General features: G+C 68.7%; 19 protein-coding genes and 2 pseudogenes. 14 read left to right on the top strand and 7 right to left on the bottom strand.

Going from position 1 to position 21,967, the window contains the following annotated elements; all coding sequences use genetic code 11:
* Window positions 1-89 precede the first annotated feature (89 nt).
* The 3 genes and pseudogenes from KHU32_RS20790 to KHU32_RS23575 form a co-directional block, all read left to right on the top strand.
* Entirely contained in the window at window positions 90-656 is a 567-nt protein-coding gene (locus KHU32_RS20790) for a hypothetical protein (protein WP_213672100.1), read from the top strand.
* A gap of 86 nt (window positions 657-742) precedes the next feature.
* The gene (locus tag KHU32_RS23570; protein ID WP_408887864.1) at window positions 743-1,057 is read left to right on the top strand and encodes a transposase; all 315 of its coding nucleotides are present in this window, start codon (window positions 743-745) and stop codon (window positions 1,055-1,057) included.
* 5 nt (window positions 1,058-1,062) lie between these two features.
* Window positions 1,063-1,206 (top strand): annotated as a pseudogene (locus KHU32_RS23575) (transposase); the annotation flags it as partial.
* 88 nt (window positions 1,207-1,294) lie between these two features.
* Here the strand turns inward: KHU32_RS23575 and KHU32_RS20800 are convergent.
* Window positions 1,295-2,413 carry an AI-2E family transporter gene (locus tag KHU32_RS20800; protein WP_213672101.1) on the bottom strand — a complete coding sequence of 373 codons (1,119 nt, stop codon included), beginning with the start codon at window positions 2,411-2,413 and terminating at the stop codon, window positions 1,295-1,297.
* Window positions 2,414-2,864: 451 nt separating this feature from the next.
* Window positions 2,865-3,656, bottom strand: a complete 792-nt coding sequence (locus KHU32_RS20805) for a bestrophin-like domain (RefSeq protein ID WP_213672102.1) — start codon at window positions 3,654-3,656, stop codon at window positions 2,865-2,867.
* Between the two features lie 566 nt (window positions 3,657-4,222).
* Between KHU32_RS20805 and KHU32_RS20810 the strand changes: the two genes are divergently transcribed.
* Window positions 4,223-5,872 (top strand): carboxylesterase/lipase family protein, encoded by a 1,650-nt coding sequence (locus tag KHU32_RS20810; protein WP_213672103.1) that lies wholly within the window; start codon window positions 4,223-4,225, stop codon window positions 5,870-5,872.
* Window positions 5,873-5,937: 65 nt separating this feature from the next.
* Here KHU32_RS20810 and KHU32_RS20815 read toward each other — a convergent pair whose 3' ends face one another.
* Window positions 5,938-6,873, bottom strand: coding sequence for a 1-phosphofructokinase family hexose kinase (locus KHU32_RS20815; protein WP_213672104.1), 936 nt, complete (start codon window positions 6,871-6,873; stop codon window positions 5,938-5,940).
* A gap of 406 nt (window positions 6,874-7,279) precedes the next feature.
* On the opposite strand from KHU32_RS20815, the gene KHU32_RS20820 reads away from it, so the two are divergent.
* From KHU32_RS20820 to KHU32_RS20860, 9 genes are all read left to right on the top strand, one after another.
* Window positions 7,280-8,356, top strand: a complete 1,077-nt coding sequence (locus tag KHU32_RS20820) for an NAD(P)-dependent alcohol dehydrogenase (protein ID WP_249681486.1) — start codon at window positions 7,280-7,282, stop codon at window positions 8,354-8,356.
* Window positions 8,357-8,862: 506 nt separating this feature from the next.
* The gene (locus tag KHU32_RS20825) at window positions 8,863-9,693 is read left to right on the top strand and encodes a TauD/TfdA dioxygenase family protein (RefSeq protein WP_213672105.1); all 831 of its coding nucleotides are present in this window, start codon (window positions 8,863-8,865) and stop codon (window positions 9,691-9,693) included.
* The gene (locus KHU32_RS20830) at window positions 9,690-10,700 is read left to right on the top strand and encodes an ABC transporter substrate-binding protein (RefSeq protein ID WP_213672106.1); all 1,011 of its coding nucleotides are present in this window, start codon (window positions 9,690-9,692) and stop codon (window positions 10,698-10,700) included. Before KHU32_RS20825 ends, KHU32_RS20830 begins: the two co-directional genes overlap by 4 nt.
* Complete coding sequence (locus tag KHU32_RS20835; RefSeq protein WP_249681487.1) at window positions 10,684-11,433, top strand: ABC transporter ATP-binding protein; 750 nt, start codon at window positions 10,684-10,686, stop codon at window positions 11,431-11,433. Before KHU32_RS20830 ends, KHU32_RS20835 begins: the two co-directional genes overlap by 17 nt.
* Complete coding sequence (locus tag KHU32_RS20840) at window positions 11,426-12,247, top strand: ABC transporter permease (protein ID WP_213672108.1); 822 nt, start codon at window positions 11,426-11,428, stop codon at window positions 12,245-12,247. Before KHU32_RS20835 ends, KHU32_RS20840 begins: the two co-directional genes overlap by 8 nt.
* Window positions 12,248-12,308: 61 nt before the next feature.
* Window positions 12,309-13,343, top strand: coding sequence for a sulfate ABC transporter substrate-binding protein (locus tag KHU32_RS20845; protein ID WP_213672109.1), 1,035 nt, complete (start codon window positions 12,309-12,311; stop codon window positions 13,341-13,343).
* 7 nt (window positions 13,344-13,350) lie between these two features.
* Complete coding sequence (gene cysT / locus KHU32_RS20850; protein ID WP_213672110.1) at window positions 13,351-14,214, top strand: sulfate ABC transporter permease subunit CysT; 864 nt, start codon at window positions 13,351-13,353, stop codon at window positions 14,212-14,214.
* Window positions 14,211-15,053: a sulfate ABC transporter permease subunit CysW gene (cysW, locus tag KHU32_RS20855; RefSeq protein ID WP_213672111.1), complete on the top strand. Its 843-nt coding sequence runs from the start codon at window positions 14,211-14,213 to the stop codon at window positions 15,051-15,053. Before cysT ends, cysW begins: the two co-directional genes overlap by 4 nt.
* A complete protein-coding gene (locus tag KHU32_RS20860) occupies window positions 15,050-16,120 on the top strand; it encodes a sulfate/molybdate ABC transporter ATP-binding protein (protein WP_213672112.1) in 1,071 nt (356 codons plus the stop codon). The genes cysW and KHU32_RS20860 overlap by 4 nt, the downstream gene beginning before the upstream one ends.
* Window positions 16,121-16,171: 51 nt before the next feature.
* Here the strand turns inward: KHU32_RS20860 and cysC are convergent, their stop codons facing one another.
* The 3 genes and pseudogenes from cysC to KHU32_RS20875 all read right to left on the bottom strand — a co-directional run.
* Window positions 16,172-18,055, bottom strand: coding sequence for an adenylyl-sulfate kinase (gene cysC, locus KHU32_RS23495; protein WP_213672113.1), 1,884 nt, complete (start codon window positions 18,053-18,055; stop codon window positions 16,172-16,174).
* A complete protein-coding gene (gene cysD, locus KHU32_RS20870; RefSeq protein ID WP_213672344.1) occupies window positions 18,052-18,846 on the bottom strand; it encodes a sulfate adenylyltransferase subunit CysD in 795 nt (264 codons plus the stop codon). Before cysD ends, cysC begins: the two co-directional genes overlap by 4 nt.
* Window positions 18,847-18,915: 69 nt before the next feature.
* Window positions 18,916-19,608 (bottom strand): annotated as a pseudogene (locus tag KHU32_RS20875) (phosphoadenylyl-sulfate reductase); the annotation flags it as partial.
* A 345-nt stretch (window positions 19,609-19,953) separates the two neighbouring features.
* Here KHU32_RS20875 and KHU32_RS20880 point away from each other — a divergent pair.
* A complete protein-coding gene (locus tag KHU32_RS20880; protein WP_213672114.1) occupies window positions 19,954-20,550 on the top strand; it encodes a peroxidase-related enzyme in 597 nt (198 codons plus the stop codon).
* A 252-nt stretch (window positions 20,551-20,802) separates the two neighbouring features.
* On the opposite strand, the gene KHU32_RS20885 is transcribed toward KHU32_RS20880, so the two are convergent.
* Window positions 20,803-21,918: an LLM class flavin-dependent oxidoreductase gene (locus tag KHU32_RS20885; RefSeq protein ID WP_213672115.1), complete on the bottom strand. Its 1,116-nt coding sequence runs from the start codon at window positions 21,916-21,918 to the stop codon at window positions 20,803-20,805.
* Window positions 21,919-21,967: the final 49 nt, after the last annotated feature.

Below are 21,967 nucleotides of genomic sequence, written 5' to 3' on the forward strand. Positions count from 1 at the left end.
AACGTCAACTCCCTGCCGGGCGACCGCAAGCCGGCTCTAGGTTTTCAAGGGCGATCACGCCTGCGAAACACCAGATCGGGAGGATCTCGATGAACCGCCGCCTCTTCCTAACGCTGCCACTAACACTCGCCCTCCCCGCGATCGCAAGGGGGCAAAACATAAATACCGACGAGGTCATCACGCTCAACGGCGTGATCGAGACAGTGGATCCCAATACGCGGGAGGTGCTGATACGCGGCCAGTCCGGCGCCCAGTCCGGCGTGTTGGTGACCGTGGTCGCCGGACACGCCGTGCAGCGCCTCGACCAGCTCCGCCCCGGCGACCGCGTGACGGTGCGCTACTATCAGGCGCTGGCTGCCCAGGTAGTTCGCCGACGCGACGGATCAGCCGAACCGCCCTTCGCGGGAATGAACATCGCACGTGAGGCAAATCGTCCCGGGGGCGAGGTCACCCGCGTGCACGCCGCCCGCGTCACCATCAGGGCAATCAATCGCGAGACAAACGCGGTCACCTTCACCGGGCCGGGCAATCTCACCCGCACGGTCACCCCGCGGAACCCGGAAGTCCTGGAGTTCGTCCGGTCGCTGCGCGAAGGCGAAGAGGTGGATATGGTCTACGAGGAAGCCCTGGCAATCTCGATTGAGCCCGCGCGCTGAGGCACGACCCGTCTGTCCCAGGCCGGTAGAATGGCAGCCAGCGTGCGATGCTGACCGCGCCCGACCCTGCACTAGCCGGGTAGGTATTGAGTTCGCGCATCGATGATGTCGCACTTGACCGTTTGAGAATGGGTTGGCGCGGCTCGATTGTGATGATTCAAGCTCGGGATGTGACCCGAGAGCCGCGCCGCCAAATGGCCGAGATTGCCCGCAAGATAAAGCGCGACCCGTCTGACCTGACGGAGGAGTGGGCGCAGGTCGCGCCGCTGATGCCCGAGCCGACCAGACGGCGCAGGAAACCATCGGTAGACCAGCGCGAGATGCTGAAGGCGGTCCGCTACCTGGCGTGCCCAGTCGTGGTTCTGCTTCGTGCGGCGCCTGCTGTTCCGCACCATCCATGACGTGGCGCTGGGTGGTGGAGCGGGTTTTCGGCTGGATGATCCGCTGGTACAGCCTGGTTCGAGACTACGAGCAACGCCTCGACGCCGCCGAGGCCTTGATCCATCTCGCGACGGGCGCCCTTCTCCTACGAAGGATCGTCCCTCCCTGAATCCTCAAACAGTCAACTAGCGCCGCAGCCTGGGGCGACGGTCTGGAGAAATTGCATCGGGTATCTGAGTGCGTGTTTGCAGCGCGGCTCAAGGTGGCGCGGGAGGAATGCCTTCCCGTAAGGGCATGTTCGGATCCGCTTCCGAAACCCAAAGCATAAAGATCTGATAGCCGAGCGCGAACAGCGTGGCACCGACGAACATCCCAAGGATTCCCCCGCTCGCCATTCCGCCGAGCGCGCCCAGCAGGATGATCGGCATCGGCGCGTCCACGCCACGGCCAAGGAGCATGGGCTTGAGGACGTTGTCCGCCATTCCCGCGACCAGAAGCAGCACTGTATAGGCAATCGCCAGCGTGCTGCTGTACTCGCCTCTCGACCAGATCCAGGCGATTGCTGGCAACGAAACGACCAGTGCGGGAACCTGGGCGATACCGAGGATCAGCACAATCAACGCCAGCACGCCAGGGAGTGGCACCCCGGCCACGATCAGGCAAAGGCCGATCAGCAAGGCCTGGATGAAAGCCACGCCGACGACGCCCAGGGCGACCGCCCGGACGGTCGCGGTCGAAAGCTTGGTCAGGGCCGAGCCGCGGGCGTCGCCAGCAATCCGCCTGAAGATCGCGTTGATGCTGCGGCTGCCGGCATGGCCAAAGGCCATGATGATGCCGGCGATGATGAATGAGATCGGGAACTTCAACATCTCGCCGCCCAGGCCCGCGACAACGCCGAGCGCGCCTCTCGCGAGTTCGCCGATCTTGGGTTGCATATTGTGCACCAACGCCGGGAGGTCCGAATGGGCCTGCGACCAGAACGCGTAGGCCTGGGTGCCGATCAGCGGCCAGTTCCTCACGGCTTCACGGGGAGGCGGGATCACGATGGTGTTGGTCTGCAGGCCAGTGATAAAGCTGTGCACGGAGTCGCCGATGGACATCACCAGGATGGCCGTCGGGGCCGCGATCAGGGCGATAACGAGGAGGACCAGCAGAATCGCGGCCAGCCCTTGTCTTCCGCCCAGCCTCGAGGCGATGGATTGATGCAGTGGGAACAGCGTCACTGCCAGGATCAGGGCCCAGGCCATCATGGTCAGGAATGGCGCAAATATCCGATAGCAAAGCATCACCATGGCCAGGACCAGGGCCGCGCGGATCAGGACATCCAGAAAGATCGATGCAAGGCGCCGCGCGATTTCGGGATCAATCGGATTCATGGGGATTTCCTCACGTCTGGCAGAGCATTCTTCAGCTCGCACGAAGCGCGGTCACATCGCCCAATTGTCGCCGATCTCTACGCCGCGCCGGATTTCCGTGTAATCTCCATGTCGAACATCGCATTCCGACTTCGTAACGTCCAGGCATGTTTTTGCCCTATCCGGGCTGCCGGCCGATCAGCAAAGCTTGGCTTTGAACATCCATGGAGGACGAAAAGGACATGGACCGCCCGGAAGCTACAACGGACACCGAGAACCGTGGCTACGTGAGGCCGGCGGCGTCGCGTCAATCGGTTTCCGACACGCCCGGCTTCTCCTCCACGCTCCGCAGCTTGGCTGCTTCTGCCGCTGCAACGGGTCTTTGAACAAATCGGCCCTCTCCGGGTGAGGCGGGTCAAATACACGCAGGCAACCGCGCCCCCAGCACCCAGGCCATAGCTTCGACGGTCAGTTAGCGGCTCATATCGGCCAAGGCCGCCCGCATCGCCGCACTGCGGATACCGAATATCCCGCCATAGGGCATGTTGAGATCGACGATCACGAACATGACGCTCGCGATCGAGACCACGCCGATGGCCAGAACGATTGCACTGAGCCGTCGCTGTGGAATCTGCAAACCGAAGCTGAGGAAGACCAGCACCAGCCAAAAGCTGATGATGCCGACGAATAGTCCCCCTGACGGCGCTTGCGCGTCTTCGATCACCGCCCAGCGGTTTTCCAGCATCTTGCCATAGTCCTCCCGGCAGCGATGGGCCGTATTGGCCAGCGCGGCGCCGGAGGGGTCGGCGGCGTTGAGGGCCAGGCCGATCTCATTGAGCAGGCCGGACAGGGTGGGGTCCTCTCCGCGAATGGCCATGTGGCGGACATCCGGCATTCCGCTGAAGACCGGCGCCGGTTCGGAGGGCCAGGTGCTGCCGATCACGGCTGCCGTGTACTGGCGCAGCTTGAGCCGCGTCTCATCGAACGAGGGCCCCAGATTCCGCACGCATTGGTCCAGGCGCGCGAGTTGCGCGGCATAGAGCGAGCGGTTTCGGTTGGCTGAATCGAAGGCCGACCGTGTCGTGGACAGTTGGAGGCTGAGAACCAGGGCCGCGAATGTCACGAGAAGTCCGGTCACGAGCCGCACCGCATCCATGTTCTCCTGGGAGATATGCTCTCGCGGCAGGCGAATGCGCAGCACGACGCCGCAAAGCGCGCTCATGCAGAACAGGATGAGAAAGCCGAAGCCGTAGACGATCTCCATCACACGTCCGCCCCCACTGCTGTCAGCCGCAGGCCGATGCCGGCGCCGATGCGCTTCGGCTCCAGGGATATTTACCTGATTCACCCGACCATCGCAGCGATGGTGATGATGGCGGAAAAGCCGGCGAACGAACCTTGGGAGGCGTCGGGAGCGGCAGCACCCGCCGCAAAGGGCAACAGCCCCTGCCCTAGGCACCACCATCGCAGCAACGGCGCGCAGGCCGCCTCGCTTATCCCCCGATTTGAAGGGCCATCCCGCGCCGGAACATTATTATCAAATTTCGATGTTAAATTTGAAAAACACTGTTTATTGTTGTTGATAGTGAACCCTGTCCCACATCCTCCCCACCACCGATCAGCGGCGTACTTCGCGGTGCCGGGTCGCTGTTGTCCGTCCCAGGCGGGTTTCGCCAGCCTCCTTCCGTGACCGGCGACGGGTCTTGCCGTTCCCCGCGACCTTTCCGGCAGGCAGCGCAGGACCATCCCCGATGCCGCGACGCCGCGGCCGTCTTTCCCCGCCTTCTGAGCTCACCGCAAAACCCGAACGCGTCAGCTGAAAGACCGACCATGCCTCGATCCAAATCTTCCGTCCTGTCCGCATTGGGCCGGCGTCCCCTGCTCGGCGGCAGCCTGGCGATGCCCTGGCTTGCCCTTGGCGCGTCCGCTCAGACGCAGCCCGGCCCCAGCCCCGTCGTGGAAACCACCTCGGGCCGCCTGCGGGGCGTGGCTGTGGGCGGCGTGTCCAGCTTCAAGGGCGTCCCCTATGGGGACACCACCGCAGGCGCCAACCGCTTTCGTCCACCCCAACCTGCGCCGCGCTGGGCCGGCGTCCGGGAGGCGACGGCCTTCGGTCCCAATGCCCCGCAGATCTGGGCCGAGGGCCCCACTGAGTTCGCCTGGTACTGGGCCAATCTGCCGCAGAGCGAGGATACCCTGACGCTCTCGCTCTACACGCCCGGCACGGACCAGGGCCGCCGGCCGGTGCTGCTCTGGCTGCATGGCGGCGGCTTCTCCATCGGAACCGGCTCATCCCCGGGCTTCGACGGCTCCCATCTCGCCCGGACGCAGGACGTCGTGGTCGTGTCGATCAACAACCGGCTGAACTTGTTCGGCTCCTTCTTCACGGGCGAGCATCAGGACCAGCTGTCGCCGGAATCCGGCAACCTGCAGGTGCTGGATCAGATCGCGGCGCTGCGCTGGGTGCGCGACAACATCGCGGCCTTCGGCGGCGACCCGAACAATGTCACGATCTTCGGCCAATCCGGCGGCGCGGCGAAGGTGGCGGCGCTGCTCGCGGCTCCGGCCGCTTCCGGGCTGATCCACCGCGCGGTGATCCAGAGCGCTTCCGGCGCCTGGCGCCTTGCTCCGCCCGAGGTCGCGGCGCGCTCCGCCCATGCTGTGTTGCGTGAATTCGGCCTGACGGCGCGCGAGGCTGGCCGGCTGCGCGAGGCACCGGTCGATCGCCTCCTTGCCGCCCTGGCCAAGGTCGGCGCCGCGGAGTTCCGGCCCGTGCTCGACGGCCAGGTCTTCCCGCATCATCCCTACGATCCGGTGGCCGCGGCCAGCGCGCGCGGCATCCCGCTGCTGATCGGCTGGACCGCCACGGAGGCGACCTTCTTCCTCGCCGGCGATCCCGGCAATTTCAACCTGGACGCCGCCCGCGCGCGGGCCCGCATCCAGCGCTTCCTGCGTCTCGACGACGCGGAGACGAGCCGCGTGATCGAGGGCTACCGGCAGCTCCACCCGGATGCCACGCCGAGCGAGCTCCTGATCCAGGTCACGAGCGACCACTTCTATCGCCTGCCCACTTCGCTGATCGCGGGTCGCCAGGCGGCGGCGAGCAACGCCCCGGTCTACGCTTACGAGTTCAACTGGGTGTCCCCCGCCCGGCAAAGGGCGCTGGCGTCCCCGCACACTTCCGAAATGCCGTTCATCTTCGGGACGCTCGACGCGGCGGCCGCACTGGTGGCGGGCGATCCTGCAGCGCCGCAGGTCCGTGATCGCCTGGGCGAGATCTGGGGCAGCTTCGCCCGATCCGGCCGTCCCGCCAGCCAGGCGGTCGGCGACTGGCAGCCCTATACGGAGGCCGATCGCGTCACGGCGCTGCTCGGTGGCGACTGGCGCACGGTCAAGGACACGCTCGCCGGGCCGCGGCAGTTGATCGGACGGCTCAAGCCCTACGAATACAGTGATCCCGTCACCTTCGTGCGGGACTGAGGCGAGGAAGCGAGGCGGCGCCCGCGGTGGACCGGCGTTGAAGCCGGTCCGCCGCGGGCCTGCGCTCAGCTCTGCTCGGCCAGCATCTCCGACCGAAGCCGCTCGACATCGGCGCGACGGCTGAGCTCCGTCCCCAGCGTCAGGACCGCGGCCGCGCCCGCGGCCATGCCCCAGACGAAGGCGTCCCGCGCGCTCTCCCCCTCACTGAAGGCCCATGTCATCGCGGCGATGAAGCTGTCGCCCGCCCCCACCGCGCTGACGGCGGTGACGGGCAGCGCCGCGTGGCGGAGAACCTCGCCGTCGCTCGCCAGCAGCGCGCCGTCACGCCCCAGGGTCACGGCCAGATGCTCGACACGGCCGCTCTTCACGAACTCGGCCGCCGCCTCGGCGAGATCCTCCGGATTGCCGAGCCGGCGGCGCGTCAGCGCCTCGAACTCGCCCAGGCTCGGCTTGGCGAGAAAGACCCCGCCGGCGCGGATCGCCGCTTCGAGCGCGGGGCCGGAAGTGTCGAGCACGAAGCGCGCGCCCTTGCGCTGCGCGGCGGCGCCGACCTGCGCGTAGAAATCCACGGGCATGGTGCGGGCGAGGCTGCCGCTGGCGACGACGTAATCAGCATCGCAGGCCTCGATCGCGGCGATCGCCGCGCGCCATTCGGCTTCCGTGACCTCCGGACCTTCGGGCACGAAGCGATATTCGCGGCCGCTGATCTCCTCATGGACCGTGAAGCTGATGCGCGTCTCCCCGCTGATCGGCAGGCGGCGATGCTGAATGCCCTTGGCCTCGACGAGGCTCTCGAGCACCGGCCCGATCGCGCCGCCGGAGAGATAGAAGGCCATGGCGTCGCCGCCCAGTTCCTGCACCACGCGGGCGACGTTGATGCCGCCACCGCCCGGATGGAGCCGCTCGCCATGGGTGCGCGTCTTGCGGATCGGTCGGATCTCCTCCGCATTGGCCGCGATGTCGATGGTTGGATTGACGGTGAGCGTAACGATCCGCTTCAAGAAATCCTCCAGGAATGTTGGTTCTCAGACTACAGGAAATCGGGGAAGCACGGCTCCCACCTCGCACAACTCCAACGGTCCATCCGCTGTGTGGTTTTCACAGGAACACCGGTCACCCCTGGTCTGCGTCGCCCTGCCCCTGTTCGCCATGCTGCAAAATTCCACGAGATGCGTCTTCGAACCAGCTTGAAGCAGGCAAGCCATTCTTCCGGCTTCGTTCCGAAGGCTCCGCAGAAGAGCGTGCGGGCGTGGAAAACTAACCTGAAAGAAGAAAGGACGGGTTGATGCGCATCAACGCCCACGGGCGCCCGCAGGGATAGAACCGCGAGAGGCGTGGGACGCAAATCGGGCGAGCCTGTTTCGCATCTCTCCACGTCCCGCAAGAACCGAGAGGAAAAGGCATCCCATGGCACAGATGATGAAAGCTGCAATTTTCGTCGAGCCGGGCCGCATCGTGCTCGATGAGAAGCCCATTCCCGATATCGGGCCGCTCGACGCCCTCCTGCGCATCACGACGACGACGATCTGCGGCACCGACGTGCATATCCTGAAGGGTGAATATCCCGTGGCCCGCGGGCTGACGATCGGCCACGAACCCGTCGGCATCATCGAAAAGCTAGGCTCGGCGGTCGAGGGCTACAAGGAAGGCCAGCGCGTCATCGCCGGCGCGATCACGCCCAGCGGCCATAGCTATGCCTGCCTCTGCGGTTGCGCTTCGCAGGACGGCGCGGGCACGCGGCACGGCTTCAAGGCCACGGGCGGCTGGCGCTTCGGCAATACGATCGACGGCTCGCAGGCCGAATATCTCCGCGTGCCGGATGCCATGGTCAATCTCAGCCCGGTCCCCGAGGCGCTCACCGACGAGCAGGTGCTGATGTGCCCCGACATCATGTCGACGGGCTTCTCTGGGGCGGAAAGCGGCCGCGTCCGCATCGGCGATACGGTTGCCGTCTTCGCGCTCGGCCCGATCGGGCTATGCGCGGTGGCCGGCGCCAAGCTGATGGGCGCGACGACGATCATCGGCGTCGATACCGTTCCCGAGCGCCTGGCCATCGCGAAGTCGCTGGGCGCCAGCCATGTCGTCGACTTCAAGGCGGGCGATCCGGTCGAGAAGATCATGAACCTGACCGATGGGCGCGGTGTCGACGTCGCGATCGAGGCGCTCGGCACGCAGGGCACCTTCGAAGCCGCGCTGAGGGTCCTGCGCCCCGGCGGCGCGCTGTCGAGCCTCGGCGTCTATTCGAGCGACCTCGTCATCCCGCTCGGCGCCTTCGCCGCCGGCCTCGGCGATCACAAGATCGTCACGACGCTGTGCCCGGGCGGCAAGGACCGCATGCGGCGCCTCATGGAGGTGATCGCGGCGGAGCGCATCGATCTGCGGCCGATGGTGACGCACCGCTTCCCGCTCGAGCGTATCGAGGAAGCCTATGATCTCTTCGCCCATCAGCGTGACGGCGTGCTGAAGGTCGCGATCACGCCCTGAGGCGCCTTCAAATCACTTCGGACCTCTGGGCCGGCAGCGCGATGGCGTTGCCGGCCTTTTTCGTAGGCGGGAGGCGGCGGCGTCTCCGATCGGCGCTGGGGGCCGCCAAGAGCAGGCCCGCGCATCCGCTTCGGACCAGCCAGTTCCGCTTCCTTCAGGCTCGGATCGCGGGCAACGACGGATATTCAACAGAAGACTCGACAAGCCTCGATAATGAATTCACCATAATTGTGTGGATTATATGAAATAGGCGAAAAACCGCGGTGAATATGGTTGGAGCAACGCCGGTTTGGGCGCAGAGCGGGAAGGAGCCGCGGGACATGATCCTGGGCGAATTCCATGCGGCCGCGACGAGCAGGCCCGCCGACCGGCCTCGCCGCCTTCCGCAGCATCGCGCCGACGATCTGTCGCCGCTCGGGCTCCGATGTCGTCATCCGGCCACGGAGCCCAGCCGCGCCTGATCCCCGATACGGCGCGAGCGCCATGTCATTTCGCAGGGAGATTCCATGAGCTACGAAACACTGAAGCTGCACCGCATCTCGCCCCATGTCGGCGCCGAGGTGCAGGACATCGACATCACACGCCCCCTCACCAACCGGCAGGTCGAGGAGCTGCACCGCGCCCTCGGCGAGTTCGGCGTGCTGTTCTTCCGGGAGCAGCGCTTCGACCACGACAGCCAGAAGCGCTTCGGCCGCTATTTCGGCGAGCTCGACATCCATCCGAACACGCCAGGCCCAGAAGGCCATCCCGAGATCCTGCCCATCCACGCCGATGCCAATTCCAAGGTCATCGCCGGCGAGAAATGGCACAGCGACGTCTCCTGCTTCCAGGAGCCGCCGCTCGGCTCGATCCTCCATATCCACACCACCCCGCCCGCCGGCGGCGACACGCTCTTCGCCAGCCTGGCTGCGGCTTATGAGGCCCTCTCGCCCCGGCTGAAGACCTATCTGGAAGGGCTCACCGCCTTCCATTCGGGCGAGCGCAACTACCGACGCCGCAACGCCCTGCACGGCATCGACGACCGCGGCCGCGTCTTCCCCAGCGCCGTGCATCCGGTGGTCATCCGCCACCCGATCTCGGGCCGGAAGGGCCTCTACGTGAACCGCCTCTTCACCTACCGCATCAACGAGGTGAGCGAGGAGGAGAGCGAAGCCATCCTCAACCATCTCCTCCAGCATGCCGAGAAGCCGGACTTCCAGATCCGCTTCCAATGGCAACCGCATTCCGTCGCCTTCTGGGACAACCGCGCCGTCCAGCACCTCGCCATCTGGGACTACTTCCCCCATGTGCGAACCGGCTCACGCGTCACCGTCAAGGGCGGAGCGCTCGCGGCATGAGCGCGACCCGACGTGGCCTTCTCGGCGGCGCGGCAGCCGCCGCCTCCTTCTACAGCTCCGCGATGGCGCAGGAGAGCCGCGAACTGCGCATCGCCGTGCAGTTCGGCATCACCTACCTGCCGCTTACCGTGATCCGCGAGCAGCGGCTCATCGAGCAGCAGGCCCAGTCGCTCGGCCTGCCCGAGCCGAATGTCAGCTGGATCCAGGTCAGCGGCGGCGCTGCCATGAACGACGCGCTGCTGTCGGGCAACCTCGACATCGCCTCGGCCGGCATCCCGCCCGTGGGGCTGCTCTGGGCGCGCAGCCGGAACAACCTCAAAGTGCACGCCATCTCCTCGCTGGTGGCGGCACCGCTCTGGCTGAACACGCGCAACCCGGCCGTGCAGACGCTGCGCGACTTCACGCCGCAGGACCGCATCGCCCTGCCGGCCGTGCGCGTCTCCTTCCAGGCCATCACCCTGCAGATCGCGGCCGAGAAGGAGTTCGGGCCGGGCCAGCACGCGCGGCTCGACCCGATCACCGTCAGCCTGCCGCATCCGGATGCGACGGCCGCGCTCATCGGCGGGCGGAACGAGATCACCGCGCATTTCGGCAATCCGCCTTTCCAGAACCAGCAGCTCCAGAACGCGGGCATCCGCCGCGTGCTCTCCTCCTACGACGTGGTGGGCAGCCCCCACAGCGTGACCCTGCTCTACGCGACGCAGCGCTGGCGCGACACCAACCCGCGCACGCTGCGCGCGATCCGGGCCGCGCAGGAAACGGCCAATGCCTGGATCGCGGCCCATCCGCGCGAGGCGGCCGAGCTCTACGTCCGCGCCGAGCGGTCGTCGCTGAGCGTGGATTTCGTGGAGGAGCTGATCCGCCATCCGGACCACCGCTTCACCACGGCACCGCAGGGCGTGGAGTACTTCGCGCAGTTCCAGCACCGCACCGGCCAGATCCCCGTCCGGATCGAATCCTGGAAGGAGATCTTCTTCCCCGAGGCGCATGATGGCCCCGGCAGCTGAGCCGCCCGTCCTGGCGCTGGAGCGGGTCTCGATCCGCTTCGGCGCCGTCACGGCGCTGCAGGAGGTGGACCTCACCGTCACCTCCGGCGAGCGGCTGGTGCTCGTGGGCCCCTCGGGCTGCGGCAAGTCCACGCTGCTGGCGGCGATCGGCGGCTTCCTGGCGCCCAGCGCGGGCCGCGTGCTGCTGGACGGCCAGCCCGTGCGCCGCCCCGGCCCCGACCGGATGATGGTCTTCCAGGAGTTCGACCAGCTCCTGCCCTGGAAGACCGTTTCGCAGAACATCGCCTATCCGCTCCGCCTCGCCGGGGTGGCGCGCGCGGAGGCCCGGGACCGGGCGGAGGAGCTGATCCGCCAGGTCGGCCTCGCCGGCTTCTCCACGGCCTATCCGCACACCCTCTCGGGCGGCATGAAGATGCGCGTCGCCATCGCCCGCGCCCTCGCCGCCCGGCCGCGCCTGCTGCTGATGGACGAGCCCTTCGCCGCGCTCGATGCGCTCACCCGCCGTCGCATGCAGCAGGAGCTGCTGCGGCTCTGGCAGGAGCACGGCTTCACCCTGGTCTTCGTGACCCATTCCATCGAGGAGGCCGTGCTGCTGGGCAGCCGCATCCTCGTCCTCTCGCCCCATCCCGGCCGCATCCAGGCCGTGCTGGACGTGCCGGAGGCGCCGACGGCGCGCCTCGGCCTGGAGGGCGAGCTGAACCGCCTGCTCCTGCCGGAGACGGCCGATGTTTGACGGCACCCGCCCCCTCCCCGCCGTCCAGGGACCCTCCGTCACCTTGGCCTGGCGCCCGCTGCTGCGCCGCGCCGGCGTGCTGCTGGTGCTGGCCCTGGCCTGGGAGCTCTACGGCCGGTGGATCGCGAACGACCTGATCTTCCCGACCTTCCTCGACACCATCGCCGCCTTCTGGCGCCTCACCGTCTCGGGCGAGCTGCCGGCGCGCGCGGCCTCCTCATTGGAGGTGCTGGCGATGGGCTATGCCGCGGGCCTCGCGCTGGCGGCGGTGCTGGTGCTCTTCGCGGTGGCGAGCACCTTCGGCAGCGAGCTGCTCTCGACCTTGACCGCCATGTTCAACCCGCTGCCGGCCATCGCCCTGCTGCCCCTGGCGCTGCTCTGGTTCGGGTTGGGCGCGCCGAGCCTGGTCTTCGTGATCACCCATTCGGTGCTCTGGGCGGTGGCGCTGAATGCGCATTCCGGCGTGCGCGCCATTCCGCCGACGCTGCGGCGCGTGGGCGAGAATCTCGGCCTGCGCGGCTGGCAGCTGGCGCTGCGCATCCTGGCGCCGGCCGCGCTGCCCGCGGTCATCGCCGGCCTCAAGATCGGCTGGGCCTTCGCCTGGCGCACGCTGATCGCGGCGGAGCTCGTCTTCGGCACCAATTCGCGCTCGGGCGGCCTCGGCTGGCTGATCTTCGAGCGGCGCAACAACCTGCAGATCGACGAGGTCTTCGCCGGGCTGCTGGCCGTCATCGCCATCGGCCTTGTGGTCGAGGGCGTGCTCTTCCGCACGCTCGAGCGCCGTACCGTCGACCGCTGGGGCCTGCAGCGATGACGCCGCCCACGCGGCGATCGCCTCGCCTTTCCCACCCGCTCATCTCCAGGAGACCCAACGCATGACCGTTCCGACCCTTCCCCGCCGCGCGCTGGTCGCCGGCGGGGCCGCCGCCTCGCTCACCGGCCTCGCCACCGGGCGCGCCGCGCAGGCCCAGGCCGCCCAGACCCTCCTCAACGTCAGCTACGATCCCACCCGCGAGCTCTACCGCGAGTTCAGCGCCGCCTTCGCCGCCAACTGGGCCGGACGTGGAAATCCCCGCCCCACCATCAACAACTCCCATGGCGGCTCAGGACGACAGGCCCGCAGCGTCATCGACGGCCTGCAGGCCGATGTCGTCACCCTCGCCCTCGCCTATGACATCGACGAGGTCGCCGAGCGCGGCTTCCTCGCCCGCGACTGGCAGAAGCGCCTGCCCCACAATTCCACCCCCTACACCAGCACCATCGTCTTCCTCGTCCGCCGCGGTAATCCCAAGGGGCTGCGCGACTGGGCCGACCTCCTCAAGCCCGGCGTCGCCGTCATCACCCCCAACCCCAAGACCTCCGGCGGCGCTCGCTGGAACTACCTGGCCTTCTGGGCCTGGGCGCAGCGCCAGCCCGGCGGCAGCGCCGCCACCGCCGAGCAGGCCACCCAGCAGCTCTTCCGCCAGGTCCCCGTGCTCGACACCGGCGCCCGCGGCTCCACCACCACCTTCGTCCAGCGCGCCCAGGGCGACGTCCTGCTGGCCTGGGAGAACGAGGCCCATCTCGCCCTGCAGGAGTTCCCCCAGGCCGGGCTGGAGATCGTCTACCCGCCGCTTTCCATCCTCGCCGAGCCGCCCGTGGCGGTGGTGGACCGCAACGTCGACCGCCGCGGCACCCGGCCGCTGGCCGAGGCCTTCCTCAACCACCTCTACAGCGAGGAGGGGCAGCGCATCTCGGCAAAGAACTTCTACCGCCCCCGCGACGCTGCCGTCCTGCAGGCCAATGCCGCGCGCTTTCCCGCCATCGAGTTCGTGACCATCGACGACACCTTCGGCGGATGGACCGAAGCCCAGCGCGTCCATTTCAGCGACGGCGGCGTCTTCGACCGCATCTACAGGCCAGGACGCTGAGCGCACGATGAGCGCGAGCGCCTCCCTGCCCTTCCTGGCGACGGCCCGTTCGAGCCGTCGCCACGCGCTGCCGGGCTTCAACCTCTCCCTCGGGCTGACGCTCGCCTGGCTGGGGCTGATCGTGCTCGTGCCGCTGGCGGCGCTGGCGATCAAGCCATGGGAGATCGGCGTCGGCGGCGTGCTCGCCGTGCTGACGGATGCGCGCGTGCTGGCGGCCTTCCGCCTTTCCTTCGGCGCGGCCCTTCTGGCCGCGCTCGTCAGCGTGCCCGTCGGCCTCCTGATCGCCTGGACCGTGACGCGCTACCGCTTCCCGGGGCGCCGCCTGCTGGACGCGCTGGTGGACCTGCCCTTCGCGCTGCCCACGGCGGTGGCGGGCCTCGCCCTCACCGCGCTTTTCGCGCCGAATGGCTGGCTCGGCGCGCCGCTCGCCGAATGGTTCGGCTGGCGCGTGGCCTTCACGCCGGCGGGCGTGGTGGTGGCGCTGGTCTTCGTGGCGCTACCCTTCCTCGTGCGCACCGTGGAGCCCGTGCTGCGCGACCTCCCGCTCGATGCCGAGGAAGCCGCGGCCACGCTCGGCGCGACGCGCCTGCAGACGATCCGGCGCGTCGTCCTGCCCGCGCTGCTGCCCGCGGTGATCACCGGCTTCGGCCTGGGCTTCGCGAGAGCGGTGGGCGAGTACGGCAGCATCATCTTCATCGCCGGCAACATGCCCATGGTGAGCGAGATCGCCCCGCTGCTCATCGTGGTGAAGCTGGAGCAGTTCGACTATGCGGGCGCGGCCGGCATCGGCCTTGCCATGCTGCTGCTCTCCTTCGTCATCCTGCTGGCGCTCAACCTCTGGCAGCGCCGGCTGCGGCGAGGCCGGGCATGAGCGCAACGCGCCCCGCCGTCGACGATCCCGCCCTGCTGCGCTGGGCGGCGGTGACGGCCACCCTGCTTCTGGCGTTGGCGATCTTCGTGCTGCCCCTGGCGGCCGTCTTCGCGGAAGCCCTGCGCCGTGGTTGGGAACCCGCGTTGGCGGCCATCGTCGAGGAAGATGCGCAGGCCGCGGTCCGCCTGACGCTGCTGGTCGCCCTCATCGCGGTCCCGGTCAATACGATCGGCGGCATCGCCGCGGCCTGGGCCGTGGCGAAGTTCGACTTCTGGGGCAAGCGCCTCCTGGTCACGCTGATCGAGCTTCCCTTCTCCGTCTCGCCGGTCATCTCGGGCCTGGTCTACGTGCTGCTCTTCGGCGCGCAGGGCTATCTCGGCCCCTGGCTGCAGGCGAACGACCTGCAGATCATCTTCGCGCTGCCCGGCCTCGTGCTCGCGACGGTCTTCGTCACCTTCCCCTTCGTCGCGCGCACGCTCATCCCGCTCATGCAGGAGCAGGGGCGCGAGGAGGAGGAGGCCGCCGCCACCCTCGGCGCCGGCGGTTGGGACATCTTCCGCCGGGTGACGCTGCCCAACGTGAAATGGGCGCTGCTCAGCGGCGTGCTGCTCTGCAACGCGCGCGCGATGGGCGAGTTCGGCGCGGTCTCCGTCGTCTCGGGCCATATCCGCGGCCAGACCAACACCATGCCGCTGCACGTCGAAATTCTTTATAATGAATATATGTTCGTCGGCGCCTTCGCGGTCGCCTCGCTGCTGGCCCTGCTGGGCCTCGTAACCCTGTTCGCCAAGGCGCTGCTGGAAGTCCTGGCGGGACGCCGGATAGGAGCACGCGCGTGACGGTCGACGTCGAGAACCTGGTCCGCCGCTTCGGCGCGGCCGCCGCGCTGGATGGCGTGTCCCTTTCGCTGAGGCAGGGTGAGTTCGCGGCGCTGCTCGGCCCCTCCGGCTCGGGCAAGACCACGCTGCTGCGGATTCTCGCCGGTCTGGACTTCCCCGACCAGGGCCGCGTCCGCATCGCCGGCGTGGATGTGGCCAGCGTGCCGGCGCGCGATCGGGGCGTGGGCGTCGTCTTCCAGAGCTACGCGCTGTTCCGGCACATGAGCGTGGCCGAGAACGTCGCCTTCGGCCTGCGGGTGCGCCCGCGCCGCTACCGCCCGCCCGAGGCCGAGATCCAGCGCCGCGTGCGCGAGCTGCTCGAACTGGTGCAGATCCCGGAACTGGCCGGGCGCTATCCCGAGCAGATCTCCGGTGGCCAGCGGCAGCGCGTGGCCCTGGCCCGCGCCCTGGCCATCGAGCCGCAGCTCCTGCTGCTGGACGAGCCCTTCGGCGCGCTGGACGCGCTGGTGCGCAAGGACGTACGCCGCTGGGTGCGCGGCCTGCACGAGCGGCTGGGCATCACCTCCATCCTCGTCACGCATGACCAGGAGGAGGCGATGGAAATGGCCGACCGCGTGGCCGTGATGGAGCGCGGGCGCATCGTCCAGCTCGACACGCCGCAGGCGCTGCTGGAGGCGCCGGCCACAGCCTTCGTGGCCGGCTTCCTCGGCGAGGCGACGCGGCTGCCGCTCTACATCGAGAGGGGGATCGCCCGCCTCTCGGAATTCGGGCTCGACGACATCGAGATCGACCTCGCGGACGGGGAGGCCGTGCTCTTCCTGCGCCCGCACGAGGTGCGGATCGAGCCGGCGCAGGCCAGCCGGGCCGTGGTCCGCTTCATCCGGCCCGAAGGCACGGGCGGCACGCGCATCCTTGCCGAGACCGGCAGCCGGATCATCGAGGGGATCTCCCATGCGGAGCTCGCGCGCGGCGATGCCTGCCGCATTCGCCCCGTCTCGGGCACCGTCTTCCACGGCGACGGCACCACCCATCGCTGGCAGCGCCAGGAGGCCTGGGCCGCGGGCTGACCTACTACCCGCGGCGCGCTCCGCCGCGGGTAACCTGTAACCCGCGCCTCGTCAGTCGCCGTGGCCGGCCTGTTGCAGCCGGAAGGCCTTCAGCGTCAGCGCCAGGAGGCTGCGCGTGCAGACATCCTCGTCCAGTGCGCCGGTGTCGAGCACCAGCTCCGCATCGCGCGGCGCCTCATAGGGCGCGGAGATGCCGGTGAAATCGGCCAGGCGATCTTCGCGCGCGCGACGATAAAGGCCCTTCGGGTCGCGTGCCTCGCAGGTAGCGAGGTCGGTGGAGAGGTACACCTCCCGGAAACGCTCGCCGACGATGCGCCGCGCATCGGCCCGGTGCGCCGCCATGGGCGAGATGAGCGCGACCACCGCGACCAGCCCGGCATCCGCGACCAGCGCCGCCGCCTCGGCCGTCCGGCGGACATTCTCCGCCCGGTCCTCGGGCCGGAAGCCCAGGTCGCGATTCAGGCCGCGGCGAAGGTTGTCGCCGTCCAGCAGCGTGGCCTGGATGCCGCGCGCCGCGAGCTCGCGCACCGCGCGCGCGGCGAGCGTGCTCTTGCCCGAGCCCGAAAGGCCCGTCAGCCAGAGCACGCCCCCGCGGTGCCCGTTGACCTGCGCGCGCTCCTCGGCGGAGAGGGGCGCTTCGACGGCGGTGAGGTTGCTGCCCGCCGCCTCCAGCGCCTCGACCACGAAGCCGCCGACGATGCGGTGGTTGCGCACCAGCACGCCCCTGCCCGTCCGCGGGCTCGCGCCATAGGTGTCGAGGGCCAGAGGGCGGCGGGCGCGCAGCCGGGCCCGGGCCACGCCGTTGCGCTCCAGCCGCTCGGCGGGGATCGAGGTGAGCGTGTCGACATCGATCACGGCATCGATCGCCTCGACGGCGGCGCGGGTTTCGGCCGTACCGTGCCGCAGGGTCAGGCGCTCGCCCTGCAGCAGCGGCTCTGTATCCAGCCAGAAGAGGCGGACGGTGAGCGCATGCGCCTCGCTGGGCGGCGCGGCCGCCGGGCCCAATACCTGGCCGCGCTCTGCGAAGACGTCCTTGTCCAGCAGGACGGCCACGCTCTCGCCGGCGCCGGCCGTGCTGCGCGCCTCCCCGCCCCAATGCTCCAGGCTCAGCACCTTGGCCGTGCGGCCGCCGGGAGCAAGCACGATCTCCTCGCCCAGGCCGAGGCGGCCGGTCTCGATCCGGCCCACCAGCACGCGGCGCTCGCCGAGGCGATAGACGTCCTGGACCGGCAGGCGCAGCGCCAGTTCGGTGGGCTGCCGTCGCGGCGGCAACCCGTCCAGCGCGCCGATCAGGCTCGGGCCCGCATACCAGGGCGCGGCCTCGCTGCGCGTCACGACATTGTCGCCATGCCGGGCGGAGAGCGGCACGACGTGCTGGGCGACAAGATCCAGAGCCCCCAGATATTCCGCGAGCTCCACACGGAGCTCCTCGAAGCGGGCCTCGCTCCATTCGACGCGGTCCATCTTGTTCAGCGCGACCACGATGGTCGAGACGCTGAGGATGGAGAGCAGGTAGAGGTGCCGGCGCGTCTGCTCGCCCACGCCCTGCTCCGCATCCACCACCAGCACGGCGGCCTCGGCCTGGGCCGCGCCGGTCACCATGTTGCGCAGGAACTCGGCGTGGCCCGGCGCGTCGAGCACGGCGTAGCGCCGCTCCGCCCCCCGGAACCAGACCTGGGCGGCATCCACCGTGATGCCCTGGTCGCGCTCGATCTGCAGGCTGTCGAGCAGGAAGGAGAATTCGAGATCCAGCCCACGGCGCGCGGACTGCTCGCGCAGCGCGGCGATGCGGGCGGCGGGAATGGCGCCCGTGTCGTGCAGCAGCCGGCCGACGAGCGTGGACTTGCCGTGATCCACATGCCCCACGATCACCACCGGGAAGGCCGCGTCGCGCTGCGCATTCCCGACAGATGCGATCTCGGCGACCGCGCTCACAGGTAGCCCCCCACGCGCAGGCGCTCGAAGGCGTCCTCGGTCTCGTTGTCCATGCTGCGGCCCGCGCGCTCGGGCTCGGTGGTGGCGCGCAACTCGGCGAGGATCGCGGGGATGTCGGCGGCCTGGCTCGCCACCGGATGGGTGATGCCGACCTCTCCCAGCGAGCGGAAGCGCCGGCCGTTCTTCGCGAAGTAGAGCTCGCAGACGGGAATGTTCTCCCGCGCGATGTAGCGCCAGACGTCGAGCTCGGTCCAACGCAGCAGTGGATGGATGCGGACATGCGCGCCGGGCGGCCGATCGAGGTTGTAGAGATCCCAGAATTCCGGCGGCTGGTCGCGGAACTCCCAGAGGCCGTCCTCGGCGCGCGGGCTGACCACGCGCTCCTTGGCGCGGGTCGCCTGCTCGTCGCGGCGGATACCGGCGATGAGGCCGCTGAGGCCGTAGCGCTGCACGGCCGCGCGCAGCCCTTCCGTCTTGCGCGCGGCGATGCGGCTGGCGGGCGGCAGCGTCGGGTCCGTGGCCTCGATCGGCGGGCAGGGATCGGCGATGAGGTCGAGGCCCCATTCCTGCGCGTAGCGGTCGCGGAAGGCATAGGCCTCGGGGAATTCCAGCCCGGTGTCGAGATGCATCACCGGGAAGGGCACGCGGCCCAGGAAGGCCTTGCGCGCCAGCCAGATCAGCACGTTGCTGTCCTTGCCGAGCGACCAGAGCAGGGCCAGCGGCCGCACGCGACTATAGGCCTCGCGCAGGATGAAGAGGCTGTCGGCCTCCAACTCGTCGAGATCGTCCATGGTGCGGATATTCGGGGTCATCGGTAGGGTCTTTGCGGGGATGGGTTGAGGCGGGGTCGGGCGATGGATGCCGCATTCGGTCTTGCCGGTGCCGCGCCAGCGGCCGGCACGCGTGCCCTCGCCGGCGGCGACGGGGCTGGTGCAGGGTCGACATCCGACCGAGGCGTAGCCGCGCGCAGCGAGGGGATGCGCGGGCAGGTCGTGGCGAAGGCGATATTCCTCGATCTCCGGCGCGCCCCAGGCGGCGAGCGGGGAGGCGCGCAGGCGGCCCTCCTCCTCGCGGAGGATGTTCAGCCCCTGGCGTTCGGCGCCGTGATGGCGCTTGCGGCCGTCCACCAGCACCTCGAAACCCACCAGGGCGCGATCGAGCGGGCGGACCTTGCGCAGCGCGCAGCAATCATCCGGGGCGGAAGACCAGAGGCCGCCCAGCGGATCCTCGGCGGCGACCTCGGACGGGTCGGGACGGAGGTCGCGCAGCCCGGTCAGGCCCAGGCGCGCGGCGAGCGCATCCCGATGGGCGATCGTTTCCGGAAAGTGGCGCTCGGTATCGAGAAAGAGGATGGGCAGGCCGCGGTCGATCTGTGCCGCCATGTGCAGCAGCACGGCGGATTCCGTGCCGAAGGAGGACAGGATGGCGACCCGCCCGGGATGGCGCGCGAGGATGGCGGCCAGGATGGCGGGCGGGGATAGCCCCTCGAATTCCGGCAGAGGGGCGGCGACGGCATGAGGGGACAAGGGACGGCTCCGCTTCGTGGATGGCATCGGGCCTGACCGCGGCCCGAGGCGGGATCAGATGCGGCGACACCGCCTTCGGCGAAGGGGGGCTGGGCGGACGATCGGAAGGGCCCGAAGCTTGTTCATTGCCTGGAAGGCTAAGCCGATTTCGTGGCCGGTCAAATGTTAAACTAATTTTTATAGTTATTTTTATTCCAACTATAAAAGACTGATAATAAAGATTTTATTCACATTTTGGCTTCCTGTTTGGTTTCGGGCACCTTTTTCCGGAGACCAACATCGTGGTAATTTTGGTAAATTATCATTTCTGCATGTGAATTTCTCAACGGACCTTCGAAACAGAAGGCCGCATTCCCAGGAAAGGTTCCCTCCATGTCCAGCCGTAAGCGCCCCAAGGCCTCGCCCTCGCCGGTTTCCTGGCTCCAGCTCGGCAAGCCGCCGAAAGCCTCGGCCGAGGTCCAGGCCCTGCTCGACCGCACGCAGGAGAAGCTGGGCTATGTCCGCAACGGCCAGCTGGCGGTGCTGCACCGCCCCAATCTCGTCCTCGGGCAGGACGCGATCAGCCGCGCCGCGACGCAGGATCCCGACAGCGCCCTCTCCCGCCGCGAGCGCGAGCTGATCGCGCTCGTCGTCAGCAGCGAGAACCGCTGCGAGCCCTGCGTCTTCGGGCATGCCGCTGCGCTGCGCGAGATCACGGGCGATCCCGTCCTGGTGGACCGCATCGCGGTGAACTACCGCCATGCCGGCCTCTCGGAACGCGAGCGCACGCTGGCCGACTACGCGCTGAAGATCACCCGCCGGCCGGGCGAGATCGAGCCGGAGGATCTGGACGCGCTGCGCAAGGCAGGGCTGACGGACCTCGCCATCCTCGATGCGGCCGCGGTCGCCGCCTATTTCAACTTCAGCAATCGCATCAACAGCGCGCTGGGCGTGACCCCGAACCCGGAGGCCGCGCTGGCGCATCGCTAGAAGCGGGCTGATCCCCCTGCTTTTGCGCTCGCAAAGCAGGGGGATCAGAGGAAAGGGGCCGGCCACGGCACGTCCCGTCGTGACCAGCCGGAGCGCAGGATACCGGCAGGTTGTCGTAAATCGAGCGGAAGACGCGGTTATGCGACCGCCGCGCCGCTCAACCCGAAGACCAGCTCCCCGCCAAAGCGCGGTGCCTCGCAGGAAGCGGCGCTCTGGCGGCACAGAGGCGGCCGGGCATCGGCATCCCGGCCATCAAGCCGCCGCCGGGCGGCCGGCCTTGCGCGCCGCAACGAGCTCGCGCACGCGGGGGATCAGCTCACGGCCGTACTGGATGGCGTCCACCAACGGATCGAAGCCTCGGACCAGGAAGGTGCTGACGCCCAGGTCGTAATAGTCGAGCAGCGCCTCCGCCACCTGGTCGGGCGTGCCGACGAGGCCGGTGGAATTGCCCTGCGCGCCCGTCAGCGCCGCGATCTCGGTCCAGAGATACTTGTCCAGGCGCCGGCCCTGCGCCGCGGCGGCGAGCAGGCGGCGGGAGCCTTCGTTCGGTGGAGCCGTATCGCGCTGGGCCCGAACGTTGTTCGGCGAACGGCCGCTGCCGCCGGCGGCGCGCAGCGCCTTGGCGCGGGCCAGGATCTCATCGGCCTTGGCCCAGGCCTTTTCCTCCGTGTCGGCGATCACGGGGCGCAGCGAGAGGCTGAACTGCGGCGAACGGCCGAAGGGCGCGGCGGCCGCGCGCACGTGCGCGATGAGCTCGCGCACCTGGTCATAGGTCTCACCCCAGAGCGCGTAGACGTCGGCATGCTTACCGGCCACTGGGAGCGCCGCGGCGGAAGCGCCTCCGAAAAAGACCGGAATGCCTTCGGGACGATAGGGCTTCACGTCGCCGTAGCCGCGCCGGACGTTGTAGTACCTGCCCGCATAGTCGAAGGGCGCCGGCGAGGTCCATTCCTGGCGCAGCACATCCAGATACTCGCTGGTGCGGGCGTAGCGCTCATCCTTGGTCAGGCCGTCGCCGTCCTGCGCGAGCTCCGCATCGTCGCCGCCCGTGATGATGTGCACGGCGGCCCGGCCGCGGGAGAACTGGTCGAGCGTGGCGAGCTGCCGCGCGGCGAGGGTCGGCGCCGTGAAGCCGGGCCGGTGCGCGATCATCAGCCCCAGACGCTCCGTCACATGCGCGATGTGCTGGCCGATCAGGATGCTTTCGGCGGAGTTGGAATGGAAGGCGACCAGCGCGCGATCGAAGCCGACATATTCCTGCGCCTTCGCCACCGCCTCGATATGGGCCACGTCCACGGCCGGGCCGATGCGGCGCACGCTTTCGGAAGAGTTGAAGTGGCCGACATAGCCGATGAATTCCACACTCATCTTATGATCTCCTTCCGGCCGATTAGCGGGATCAGCCAACCGACGCAGG

Source organism: Roseococcus pinisoli (assembly GCF_018413645.1).
Lineage (GTDB): Bacteria > Pseudomonadota > Alphaproteobacteria > Acetobacterales > Acetobacteraceae > Roseococcus > Roseococcus pinisoli.

What these genes read in the sequence shown, in the direction of transcription:
- KHU32_RS20790 (WP_213672100.1), top strand. Translation starts at nt 90, where the DNA reads ATGAACCGCCGCCTCTTCCTAACGCTGCCACTAACACTCGCCCTCCCC.
- KHU32_RS20800 (WP_213672101.1), bottom strand. Translation starts at nt 2,413, where the DNA reads ATGAATCCGATTGATCCCGAAATCGCGCGGCGCCTTGCATCGATCTTT.
- KHU32_RS20805 (WP_213672102.1), bottom strand. Translation starts at nt 3,656, where the DNA reads ATGGAGATCGTCTACGGCTTCGGCTTTCTCATCCTGTTCTGCATGAGC.
- KHU32_RS20810 (WP_213672103.1), top strand. Translation starts at nt 4,223, where the DNA reads ATGCCTCGATCCAAATCTTCCGTCCTGTCCGCATTGGGCCGGCGTCCC.
- KHU32_RS20820 (WP_249681486.1), top strand. Translation starts at nt 7,280, where the DNA reads ATGGCACAGATGATGAAAGCTGCAATTTTCGTCGAGCCGGGCCGCATC.
- KHU32_RS20825 (WP_213672105.1), top strand. Translation starts at nt 8,863, where the DNA reads ATGAGCTACGAAACACTGAAGCTGCACCGCATCTCGCCCCATGTCGGC.
- KHU32_RS20830 (WP_213672106.1), top strand. Translation starts at nt 9,690, where the DNA reads ATGAGCGCGACCCGACGTGGCCTTCTCGGCGGCGCGGCAGCCGCCGCC.
- KHU32_RS20835 (WP_249681487.1), top strand. Translation starts at nt 10,684, where the DNA reads ATGGCCCCGGCAGCTGAGCCGCCCGTCCTGGCGCTGGAGCGGGTCTCG.
- KHU32_RS20840 (WP_213672108.1), top strand. Translation starts at nt 11,426, where the DNA reads ATGTTTGACGGCACCCGCCCCCTCCCCGCCGTCCAGGGACCCTCCGTC.
- KHU32_RS20845 (WP_213672109.1), top strand. Translation starts at nt 12,309, where the DNA reads ATGACCGTTCCGACCCTTCCCCGCCGCGCGCTGGTCGCCGGCGGGGCC.
- cysT (WP_213672110.1), top strand. Translation starts at nt 13,351, where the DNA reads ATGAGCGCGAGCGCCTCCCTGCCCTTCCTGGCGACGGCCCGTTCGAGC.
- cysW (WP_213672111.1), top strand. Translation starts at nt 14,211, where the DNA reads ATGAGCGCAACGCGCCCCGCCGTCGACGATCCCGCCCTGCTGCGCTGG.
- cysD (WP_213672344.1), bottom strand. Translation starts at nt 18,846, where the DNA reads ATGGACGATCTCGACGAGTTGGAGGCCGACAGCCTCTTCATCCTGCGC.
- KHU32_RS20880 (WP_213672114.1), top strand. Translation starts at nt 19,954, where the DNA reads ATGTCCAGCCGTAAGCGCCCCAAGGCCTCGCCCTCGCCGGTTTCCTGG.
- KHU32_RS20885 (WP_213672115.1), bottom strand. Translation starts at nt 21,918, where the DNA reads ATGAGTGTGGAATTCATCGGCTATGTCGGCCACTTCAACTCTTCCGAA.